At 70.2% G+C, this 3348-nt stretch carries 4 protein-coding genes; 2 read left to right on the top strand and 2 right to left on the bottom strand.

Annotated features, from left to right (window positions below):
- Nucleotides 1-337: hypothetical protein (locus ACFV20_RS36545; protein WP_385665393.1), on the bottom strand; the 337-nt coding region annotated here is incomplete at its 3' end.
- Nucleotides 338-876: 539 nt separating this feature from the next.
- On the bottom strand, nt 877-2112 hold the full coding sequence (locus ACFV20_RS36540) for a helix-turn-helix domain-containing protein (RefSeq protein WP_073771997.1): 1236 nt from the start codon (nt 2110-2112) through the stop codon (nt 877-879).
- A gap of 280 nt (nt 2113-2392) precedes the next feature.
- Between ACFV20_RS36540 and ACFV20_RS36535 the strand changes: the two genes are divergently transcribed.
- Nucleotides 2393-3010: an acyl carrier protein gene (locus tag ACFV20_RS36535; RefSeq protein WP_073771977.1), complete on the top strand. Its 618-nt coding sequence runs from the start codon at nt 2393-2395 to the stop codon at nt 3008-3010.
- A 119-nt stretch (nt 3011-3129) separates the two neighbouring features.
- Nucleotides 3130-3291, top strand: a complete 162-nt coding sequence (locus ACFV20_RS36530; RefSeq protein ID WP_158072180.1) for a hypothetical protein — start codon at nt 3130-3132, stop codon at nt 3289-3291.
- Nucleotides 3292-3348: the final 57 nt, after the last annotated feature.

The following is a 3348-nucleotide window of genomic DNA, read 5'->3' as shown; positions in this document are numbered from 1 at the left end:
GGTCCAGACCGATCCGGTCCGGGGCCGGTTCGTGGTCGAGCAGCCGCAGATGCTCCTCGACCACGTGCTCCGCACGGACGGCGTCGGTGGCCCCCTGATCGGGGCCGGCGAACTCCGCGCTCACGCGGTAGCCCCGGGAGCGCAGCCGGGCGGCCTGTTCGAGGAAGCCCGCGCGGTCCGAGGCGAGCACGTAGCGGCGGGCGGCGGGGGAGAGCATGTCCCGCAGTGCCGAGGAGGGGGCGGCGAAAGCGGTCCTGCACCGCGCGTCGCCGGCCAGCCGCCGCAGTCCCTCGGCCGCCGCCTCCAACAGGGCACGCTGGGACATCTCGTGGTTCACGGCGGGGCCTCGGCCTTCTTCTCGGTGGAAACCTGCTACGGCCGGAGCCGCTGTACCGGTCAGCGGACGCACACCGGCGCCTCGTTCCGCACGGCGCGGCCCGTCGGCCGTGCGACGTGGGACCGGATCCGCGCCGGAGCATCGCCCCCCGGGCGTCGGTGGGTGTCCGGCACGGACAGGCATGTACCAGTTTTTGGCAATAACTTGCCAAAGTTCTCAACGTTCATTGCTGCAACAACACACCAGCACTGGCAAGCATTTTCGCCGATCAACTCGATGTTCCCCATCATGGCCGCCCGAGGTCGGAGGAGGGCTACTCGGCTTGCATATCAGCACGCCCCTTCACCAAAGGCAAGTAATTGCCAGCGCGTTCGATAATTTCGGCAACAAAGTGACCGATGCAGGAGGTACACATGCGTCAGCAGACGCAGAACCGGGGGCGAACGGCCGCGGCGGTACGGGGGGACCGCACGCGGCGGCGCCTCGCGCCGACGGCGGCGGGCACGGCGGGGCGACGGACCTCGCGGTCCGAAGCGGCCTCAGCCGCCGGCGCCTCCCCCGACCTTCCCGCGTGCCCGCATGAGACATTCCGCCGCGAGCCGCCAGATCTCCGCGGCGAGGTTGATGTTGGAGTTCTCCTGCGCCTGCTCGGCCAGGAGCTGGAGGCCGGCCAGGCCCTCGTCCTCCTCCCCGCTCAGGATGCGCAGCTGATGGCTGAGGACCTCCAGGCGGATCCGGCTCTGATAGGGCAGCCGGAGCTCGGTCCGACCGAGCCTCTCCAGCAGCGCGCGGGCATCGGCGAACCTGCCCTCGTGGAAGGCGAGGCGCGCCCGCAGCGCGGCGAGGGACTGTTCCAGGGCGGGTGTGCGGGCGAAGGGGAGAGCCGCCTCCGCCGCCTCGATGCAGCGCTGCGCGGCGTCGGGTTCGGGGGGAAGCTTCTGGAGGTGGAGTTCGGCCATCGCGATGCGCAGCCGCAGCCAGATCGTCAGGTTCTCCCGGCTGTCGAATCCGTCCAGCGCCTCCTGGAAGAGGACCTGCGCCGCGGCGAACTCGCCCTGCCGCACCTTCAGCGCGCCCGCCGTCCACAACGCCTCGGCCCACAGGGTGTCGGACCGCCCCCTCACCAGAGCGATCAGCTCGTCGGCGTGGCGCCGGGCGTCGGGCATCCGTCCCGCCTCGGCCTCCACCGACACCAGGACCAGCAGGGCCGCGGCCCTGTCCTGACCGGACAGCGCGTGGTCGACCGCGAGCCGGTGGGCGGTGCCGGCCGCCTCCACCGCCGGGACGATCTCGCCCAGCACGCGCAGGGACCGGGCGAACTGGGTCAGGGCCCGCGCGCGCAACTCGGCCAGACCGATCTCCTCACTCAGCGTCACCAGCCGCTCGAGGTAGCCGCGCTCGCCGGCCGAGTCGCCGTGCCGGCGCTTCCACTGCCCCAGCAGCCACAGGGCCTGCCAGCGGAGCATCGGGTCCTGACCGTATGCGGAACGCACCGCCTCGGCGAGCAGCTCACTGGTCTCGTCGGACTCCAGGGAGGTGGCCAGGGAGAGGATCTGGGCGAGCGATGTGGCCCGGGATCCCTCGAACTCCGAGGGACTGATGCCGAGTTGTCCGGCCAGGTGGGCGACGGCGCGGTCCGTGGGCTGCCGTGCACCCGACTCCAGGCGCGAGAGATAGCCCGTGGACATGCCGTCCCCCGCGAGCGCGGCCTGGGACAGGCCCCGCTCGGTCCTCAGCTGCCTCAGACGACGGCCGAAAGATGGCTGCTCCAACACGTGCACGCCCCAACGAATGGATGGAGGACGAAGGTTTCTGGCTCGGCCCGGTCCCCGTGGCCTGCCACGCTGTTCCTTCCAGTTGTGCCAGAGACTATGCCGGTCGCGCGCGGCTTGGCAAACCTGTCGACCTCGAAGACCTACACATCTCGCCCAACTCCTGGGCCTGAATGGCAAGTAGACTTGCCCGCAGCTTGGAAAAATATTGCCACAGAGCATGTGCTCCCGTACCGTGACAGGGAGTCGATGCAGCCGACACATGTCCATGGAGGTGGCGACAATGGCCAGTGACCGCTCTGCCGTCTCCGGCCGGAACCGTTCCGCGGGGTCCGGCGCGTCGAAGGGCCGCGAAGGCGACGAGTACCGGCTCGGCGACGTACGGGAGTTCATGATCGGCGTGTGGAGCGAGCTCCTCGGCCGCTCCGATCTCACCGAGCATTCGGACTTCTTCGCACGCGGCGGGGACACGCTGCTGATCACCCGGCTGGTCCGCAGGATCACCGAGAGGTTCGGCGTCGCGGTGTCGCTGCGCGAACTGTCGCGGCGCAACCTCGGCGACCAGGTGGCGCTGGTGCACGCCTCGCGGCTGCGCTCGGCCCGCCGCGGCTCCCGTCGGCCGACCGTCACCACGCGCGACATCCGCCGGGTGCTGGCGCGGGGCTGGGGTGATCTGCTCGGCTTCCCGAACCCCTCGGAGGGCGCCGACTTCTTCGCGCACGGCGGGGACTCCCTGCTGATCACCCGGCTGGTCCGCAGGATCGACCGTGAGCTGGGCGTCACGCTTCCGGTGCGCGACATGCTGGCCGCCCCGACCCTGGGGGAGCAGACGCTGCTGCTCAGCGACGCGGTCGCGGGATCCCGCCGCTCCGTCTTCACGAGCGGCCGACAGTCCGACTGATACCCAGGCAAGTTGCCAAAGTCTGGCATATCGTTGCCACTGCGAGTCCGATTCACTAGCTTCCTGGCATCACGAGGTCTCACCGTCCCGCGGTCACGCCGCCCTCGCTAGGAGCTCGCATGGGTACCGCACTTCACGTTGCCCGACTGTCCCTCCTCATCGGCACGTTCGGACTCGTCACCCTCCTCGCCACGACCTCCGCCCACGCCGCAACGGCGGGAGAAGACGTGGAATGGCCCTTCGCCAGCATCCGCGCCGACGACGAGGTCGAATGGCCCTGATCCCCCGCCGTCCGCCCCTCGCCCTCCCGGAAGGAAGATCCGTGCCCCATATCGCAC

The sequence above is a fragment of the Streptomyces sp. NPDC059696 genome, from assembly GCF_042733745.1.
Classification (GTDB): Bacteria; Actinomycetota; Actinomycetes; order Streptomycetales; family Streptomycetaceae; genus Streptomyces.
The sequence above is the reverse complement of the archived record's forward strand: the minus strand, read 5'-3'. Positions and strand labels throughout refer to the sequence as shown.

Bases quoted from the DNA above. Each gene is read 5' to 3' on its own strand.
- ACFV20_RS36530 (WP_158072180.1), top strand. From the start codon at position 3,130: ATGGGTACCGCACTTCACGTTGCCCGACTGTCCCTCCTCATCGGCACG.
- ACFV20_RS36535 (WP_073771977.1), top strand. From the start codon at position 2,393: ATGGCCAGTGACCGCTCTGCCGTCTCCGGCCGGAACCGTTCCGCGGGG.